General features: G+C 74.8%; 6 protein-coding genes. 3 read left to right on the top strand and 3 right to left on the bottom strand.

Features of this window, described 5'->3' with window-relative positions:
• Nucleotides 1–334: 334 nt before the first annotated feature.
• The gene (locus E9565_RS10210) at nt 335–1,984 is read right to left on the bottom strand and encodes an AMP-binding protein (RefSeq protein ID WP_236834902.1); all 1,650 of its coding nucleotides are present in this window, start codon (nt 1,982–1,984) and stop codon (nt 335–337) included.
• 4 nt (nt 1,985–1,988) lie between these two features.
• Nucleotides 1,989–2,957, bottom strand: a complete 969-nt coding sequence (locus tag E9565_RS10205) for a cyclase family protein (RefSeq protein WP_236834900.1) — start codon at nt 2,955–2,957, stop codon at nt 1,989–1,991.
• 153 nt (nt 2,958–3,110) lie between these two features.
• Between E9565_RS10205 and E9565_RS10200 the strand changes: the two genes are divergently transcribed.
• Nucleotides 3,111–4,403 carry a hydroxyacid-oxoacid transhydrogenase gene (locus E9565_RS10200; protein ID WP_236834898.1) on the top strand — a complete coding sequence of 431 codons (1,293 nt, stop codon included), beginning with the start codon at nt 3,111–3,113 and terminating at the stop codon, nt 4,401–4,403.
• A 6-nt stretch (nt 4,404–4,409) separates the two neighbouring features.
• Here the strand turns inward: E9565_RS10200 and E9565_RS10195 are convergent, their stop codons facing one another.
• Nucleotides 4,410–4,826 carry a PaaI family thioesterase gene (locus E9565_RS10195; protein WP_236834896.1) on the bottom strand — a complete coding sequence of 139 codons (417 nt, stop codon included), beginning with the start codon at nt 4,824–4,826 and terminating at the stop codon, nt 4,410–4,412.
• A 117-nt stretch (nt 4,827–4,943) separates the two neighbouring features.
• On the opposite strand from E9565_RS10195, the gene E9565_RS10190 reads away from it, so the two are divergent.
• Both E9565_RS10190 and E9565_RS10185 read left to right on the top strand, forming a co-directional pair.
• Nucleotides 4,944–5,357 carry a hypothetical protein gene (locus E9565_RS10190; protein WP_236825700.1) on the top strand — a complete coding sequence of 138 codons (414 nt, stop codon included), beginning with the start codon at nt 4,944–4,946 and terminating at the stop codon, nt 5,355–5,357.
• Nucleotides 5,354–6,763, top strand: a complete 1,410-nt coding sequence (locus E9565_RS10185) for a hypothetical protein (protein WP_236834894.1) — start codon at nt 5,354–5,356, stop codon at nt 6,761–6,763. Before E9565_RS10190 ends, E9565_RS10185 begins: the two co-directional genes overlap by 4 nt.
• Nucleotides 6,764–6,776 lie beyond the last annotated feature (13 nt).

The raw sequence follows: 6,776 nt of genomic DNA, 5'->3' as shown, positions 1-6,776 counted from the left end.
TCACCGGTCCCGCGCGACCCCTCCGCCGCCCGGCCGCCGGCGGCCGGGCGGCGGAGGGGTCGCGCGGGACCGGTGACGGCCGCCGTGCCGGACCGTCACCGCGGGCAGGCGGGACCGGCTGGGGGTCGCCCGCCGGACCGGCCGCCGGCGTGGGCGGGGGCGAGGTGGTCATCGTCATCACCGCCAGGGTCGGCCAGCCGGGGGAACGTCCGGGGAGGAGCGGTTGAACGCTAACCGGTGGGACCGGTTCGCGGAGGGGACCGGGAGCCGGAACCGGTCCGTCCACCCAACGTTGGGGGTCGGCCGGGCCCCCCGGCCTGGCCGACCCGCCGCGCTACCGCCCGCGCAGCTCCCGGCGGAGGATCTTCCCGGTCACCGTCTTGGGCAGCTCCTCGACCAGTTCCACGCTGCGCGGGTACTTGTAGGCCGCCATGCGCTCCTTGCAGTGCGCGATGAGCTCCTCCGGGGTGGTGCTCGACCCCGGCTTGAGGCTGACGAACGCCTTGACGGTCTCCCCGCGCTTCTCGTCGGGGACACCGACCACCGCCGATTCGCGGACCGCCGGGTGCTCGGCCAGCACGTCCTCCACCTCGCGTGGCCAGACCTTGTATCCCGAGGCGTTGATCATGTCCTTCTTGCGGTCGACGATGAACACCCAGCCCTCGGCGTTCATGAACCCGACGTCGCCGCTCTTGAGCGCTCCGCCGGGCAGGCCGGCCGCGGTCTCCGCGGGCTTGCCCCAGTAGCCGGCGACCACCTGCGGCCCCTCGGCGACGATCTCGCCGATCTCGCCGATCGGCAGGTCGCGCCCCTCGTCGTCCTGGATGCGCACCACCGTGTTCGGCGCGGGGACGCCGACCGACAGCGCGCCCGACACGGGGTCCACCGGGGACGGCGACCCGAACGGGGTCACCGTCATCGGCGAGGTGGTCTCGGTGAGGCCGTAGGCGTTGTGCACCTGCTTGCCGGTGGCCGCCAGGAAGTTCTGCTCGGCGGTGGGCGAGATCGCCGCCCCGCCGGAGTAGATCGAGGTGAACGAGGCGAAGTGGTCCTTGCTGGACCCCGGCGCGTTGAGCAGCGCGGTGAAGGCCGTGATCGCCCCGATGGTGAAGGCCGGGCGGTGCTCGGCGAAGGCGTCCAGCACGACCTGGGGCTCGAACCGGTAGGCCAGCACGAGCGGCGCCGGCACCAGCAGGCTGACGGCGATGTGCCCGATCAGCCCGGTGATGTGGAACAGCGGGGCGACGCCGAAGATCGCGCCGTCCCGGCCCGCGTGCACCCAGTCCCGGTAGACCTGGGCGGTGAACACCACGTTCCGGTGGGTGTTCATCGCCCCCTTGGGCACGCCGGTGGTGCCCGAGGTGTAGGTCAGGAACGCCACGTCGTCCGAGCGCAGGCCGACCGGCGGCGGCGCCTGCCCCCGGTGGACGGCGACGAACTCCGCGAAGTCCGTGGTCCCCTCGTGCCGCTGCCGGGTGACGCCGGCGAACAACCGCTCGTCGTCGCGGGTCTGGAACTCCAGCTCGCTGGTGGTGAGCACCAGGCGCACGCCGGTCCCGGGGACCACCTCCCGCGCCACCTGGTCGTACAGCGTCTCCAGGGACAGCAGCACGGTGGCCCCGGAGTCCTCGAGCAGGTAGGAGAGCTCGCGGGCCCGGCTCATCGGGTTGATCGACACCATGATGCCGCCGGCCTTCCAGGCGGCGACCATGGCGATCACGAACTGCGGCACGTTCTGCAGGTAGACCGCCAGCCGGTCGCCCGGGCCGAATCCCCGGGCGAGCAGCCCGACGGCGAGGGCGTCGCTGAGCTCGTCGAGCTCCCGGCGGGTGATCGTCCCGTCGAAGTACCGCAGCGCCACGCCGTCGGGGTCGCGCTCGACGCCCGCCCGGAACATGTCCAGCGCGGTCTCGTGCTCGATGGCGTAGTCGGCCGGCTGGTCGCCGTAGAGCGCCAGCCACGGCCGGTCGTCGTAGCCGCTCACGGCGCTACTTGATGACGACGGGGTTGACGGGGGTGCCCGCGGCCTTGGCGACCTTCAGCGGGGCCGCGACGTAGAGGAAGGCGTACTGCCCGTCCCCGGCGCAGTCGGCGGCCAGCTGCTCCAGGTCGGCGATCTCGGTGAGCGTGACGCCGAGGTTGCGCATCAGCGCGTTGTGCAGCACCAGCGCCACCCCGTTGTTCGGGTCGAAGGTGACCTCGTTGGCGATCGTGTCGGTGACCAGGTTGGGGATCTCCATGTCCTGGAACCACTGCACCAGCTCGGGGGAGTAGACCAGGCCGGGCTCGTTGAAGCCCTCGTAGAAGGCCTCGCCCTGCTCGTGGAACAGCTGCAGGAAGTTGGTGCGCACGACCAGGATGTCCCGCTTCTCGATGGGCGTGCCCTGCGCCTCGGCGCAGGCGACGAGGTCCTCGTGGGTGAAGGTCTCGCCCTTGTCGAGCGTGGGCTTGCCGCGGAAGCGCGCCATGTCCAGCAGCACGGCCCGCCCGACGACGCCGCGCTGGGCGATCGGCTCCACGCTGGCCTTCTCCAGCCCGCCGACGGTCGTGCGGGCGTCGTAGCCGTTCCAGATCTTGCCGTCGTACCAGAGGTGGCCCAGCGCGTCGTACTGCGTCGAGCCCTGCAGGTAGGCGTCGATCTTGTCGTCGGCGTAGTGCAGGCCGCCGGGGTACTGCGCGCCCTTGCCGCCCTCGTCCCAGTCGCTCTCGTCGAGCACCTGGGTGCGGACGGCGGGGGTGCGACCGGGCCAGACCGGGTCGCCCTTCGGGTCGCCGATGAGCCGCTGCAGCGTGAAGACCTTGCCCGAGCGCACCAGCTTCACCGCGGCGAGCACCTGCTCCGGGCCCAGGTAGTTCAGCGCCCCGACCTCGTCGTCGGGCCCCCACTTGCCCCAGTTGGTGGGCGCGTCCTTGAGCAGGTCGCCGAGGTACGGGGCGGTCGCGGGGGTGTCGGTCACGGGTGCCTCCCGGGCTGGTCGGAGGCCCGCCCGTCGGGCGGGCGGGGCAGTCCACGGAGTGTTGCGCCGGTGTGGTGGGAGCCACAACCGGTGTGCAACATTCGGTGCAACCGCGCACCGCCGTCGCACCTGAGCAGTCCAGGGGAGAGACCGATGACCAGCAGCACCGTGCCCGGCAACCCGGAGTCCGTCTTCACCTACGGGGCGCCGCAGCTGAAGTTCGGCAACGGGGCCTCCGACGAGATCGGCTTCGACCTCAGCCGGTACGGCGTGCGCCGGGTGCTGGTCGTCACCGACCCCGGCGTGGCGGCCACCGGGCACCCGCAGCGGGTGGCCGACCAGATGGCGCAGTTCGGCATCGAGGCGCGGGTGTTCGACGGCGTGCACGTGGAGCCGACCGACGTGAGCCTGGTCGAGGCCATCGACGAGGCCCGCTCCTCGGGCCCGTGGGACGCCTTCGTCGCCGTCGGCGGGGGGTCGAGCATCGACACCGCGAAGGCGATCAACCTGCTCACCACCAACCCCGGCGAGCTCATGGACTACGTCAACGTGCCGGTCGGGAAGGGGCAGGCACCGTCGCAGCCGCTCAAGCCCCTGGTCGCCGTCCCGACGACGACCGGCACCGGCTCGGAGAGCACCACGATCTGCGTGATGGACGTGATCGCCCAGCGGGTGAAGACCGGCATCAGCCACGCCTGGCTGCGGCCCACCCTCGCCGTCATCGACCCCGACCTCACGCTGAGCCAGCCGCCCGGGGTCACGGCGGCCTCCGGCATGGACATCCTCTGCCACGCGCTGGAGAGCTACACCGCCCGCTGGTACACGACCTACGACCGCAAGAGCCCCGACCAGCGGGTGCCCTACTGCGGCTCCAACCCCATCTCGGACATGTGGTCGGAGAAGGCGATGAGCCTGCTGGCCGGCTCCTTCCGCACCGCCGTCCGGAACGGGGAGGACGCGCAGGCCCGTTCGGACATGGCGATCGCCGCCACCTTCGCCGGCATGGGCTTCGGCAACGCGGGCGTGCACATCCCGCACGCCAACGCCTACCCGATCGCCGGGCAGGTGAAGGACTTCCACCCCAAGGACTACCCGGCCGGCGAGCCGATGGTGCCGCACGGGATGTCGGTGGCGCTGACCGCACCCGAGGCGTTCCGCTTCACCTTCGAGGCATCGCCGGAGCGGCACGTCCGCGCCGCGGAGCTGCTCGCGCCCGGCGCCGACCGCCCGTCGGACGCCGCCGAGTTCCTGCCCACGGTGCTGGCCGACCTGATGCGCGACATCGACATCCCCAACGGGGTGGGCGCGGTCGGGTTCGGCGAGGGGGACATCCCCGACCTGGTCGACGGCGCGATGAAGCAGCAGCGGCTGCTGGCCACCTGTCCGCGGGCGGTCACCGAGGACGACCTCGCCGGGATCTTCCGCCGGTCGATCGCCCTGTGGTGAGGCGGCTCAGCGGGGGGCGACGACGGTCTTGGTGACCTGGCCGGTGGCCACCAGCACGCCCTCCACGGTGGCCTCCGCCCGCATGAACGCGACCGCGCGGCCGCGCCGCAGCACGGTGGCGGTGACCTCCACCTCGGCCCCGGCGCCCACCGGCCGCAGCAGCGATGCCGAGACGTCGTGGGTGACGGCGTGCTCGCCCTCGCCCAGGTGCGGGAACAGCGCGAGGAACGAGGCGACGTCGAGCAGGGCGTAGACGACGCCGCCGTGCAGCATCCCGGCCGGGTTCTGCGCGGCCGGGCCCACCGGGAACCGGATGCCGGCCGCCGGGTCGGCCTCGTCGCGCAGCCCGACACCGAGGAACCGGTGCAGCGGGATGTCGAGGACGGTCTGCACGAGGGCTCGGGGGACGGGGGCGCCGGTCACCGGGTCAGCATCCATCAACAGCCCCGACCGCTTCCCACAGCCCCCGCCCGAGCGCCGCGAGGAGGCGTCCGGCGCTCCTAGGCTCCGCCCTGGTCCGGGGACCGGGAGGAGGCTGCGGTGGGTGCGTACGGGGATCCGGAGGGCCTGGACGAGCTGGCCGCGGAGCTGGCGCAGCGCGCACGGGCGGTGCGGGCGGCGGGGGAGGAGCACCGCCTCGCGGGGGCGCGCACCCGCTGGGTCTCCGACGCGGCCACGGCCCACCGCCGTCAGCTGGCCCGCGACTGCGCGGAGGTGCAGGCCGCGGCCGACGCCCTCGAGGGGGTGGCCGGCCTGCTGCGCCGGCACGCCGACGAGGTCCGCGCCCGGCTGGCGGCGATCGACCGTGCGGAGCAGGCGGTCCGCTCGTGGCTCGCCCGGCAGGCGGCCCGGGGCGGCGACCTGCTGGACGACGTCGTCGGGGAGCTGCCCGAGGCGGGCGCGGACGCCTGGCGGGCGCTCTCGGCCCGGTTGAGCCGGGCCGGCCTCTGGTGACCGGCGCACCGGTCACCGGGATCGCGGTCCGCGGCGGCGCGGGCGGCGTGGAGGCCGACCTCGCCGACCTCGCCGCCCTGGCCGGGAGCAGCCTCGCCCTCGCCGAGGCGCTGGCGGCCACCGGCGCGGCCTGCCACGCGGTGCTCGCCGATCCCGACCTGCTCGCCTCGGCGCTGCTCGACCCGGTCGCCGTCGCGCGGTTCCAGGCGGCGCTGCTGACCGCGCTCGACGGGCCGGGCGGCCTCACGGCGCTCGCGGTGACCCTCACCGCGCGGGCGGCGACCCTGCGGGCGGCGGCCGAGGCGTACGCGGCCGCGGACGCCGCCCTCGCCGCGCTGCTCGACGACCTGCACTGGGCGGCCGGGTTCGTCCCGGAGGCCGCGGTGGGCGGGCTGCTGCTCGCCGGGGCGGGGCAGGTGGTGACCGACCCGGCGGGCGCCGTGGTGGCGGCGCGCGACCTGGCCGGCGACCCCGAGCGCTGGCTGACCGAGCACCCGGGCGTGGTGGGCCACGTCGTCAACGCCGCCCCCGGCACGGCGTCGCGGGCGGCGGTGGGCACCGGGGGGCTGCTCTCCCCGTGGCTCGGTGGGGGCGACGTCCGGTCCGCCGCCGCCCGGCTGGGCCGGCTCTGGCCGGACGGGGCGCCCGTCGTGGCCCGCCGCCCCGACGACCGGCGCCCCGCCGCCGTGCGACCGCCCCGGGGCACGGCGGATCTGCTCGCGGCGCTGCACCTGCGGTCGGCGGGGTCCGGCGCCGACCGCGACCACATCGGGGTCCGGGTGCTCACCCGCGCCGACGGCACGACCGCCTACGTCGTGGACATCCCCGGCACCGGCGACTGGGCCCTGCCGGGAGGTGAGGTGAACCCGGCCAGCAACGACCTGGGCACCAACCTGCGCGTGCTCGGCGGGGAGGTCACGACGCGGCAGCGGGCGATCGCCGAGGCGCTGCGGCGGTCCGGCGCGGGCCCCGCGGACCCGGTGCTGCTCGTCGGGCACAGCCAGGGCGGGATGGTGGCCGCGCAGGCCGCCCACGACGCCGGGACGCCCGACTTCCCCTACGACGTCCGCGGTGTGCTGGCCGCCGGCGCGCCGATCGGCCGGGTGGAGGTCCCGGCGCGGGTCCAGGTGCTGGCGCTGGAGAACGCGCACGACGTCGTCGCCCACCTCGACGGCCGCGGCAACGACGACGACCCGAACGTGACCACCGTGACCTTCGCCCGGCCGACCGGGGCCGTCGCCACCGCGCACGGGCTCCAGGGCAGCTACCTGCCCGGCGCCCGGGCCGTCGACCGCACCGACGGTCCCTCGCTCGCGGCCTTCCGCGCGAGCGCGGCGCCCTTCCTCGCCGGGCCGGGCGAGGACGTGACCGTCGTGGCCCACGTCTACGCGATCGGCCGGGGGTGAGCGCTGGCTAGGC

The organism is Blastococcus sp. KM273129 (assembly GCF_021698995.1).
In the GTDB taxonomy this organism is placed as follows: Bacteria; Actinomycetota; Actinomycetes; order Mycobacteriales; family Geodermatophilaceae; genus Blastococcus.
This window is presented reverse-complemented; position numbering and strand designations above follow the sequence as displayed.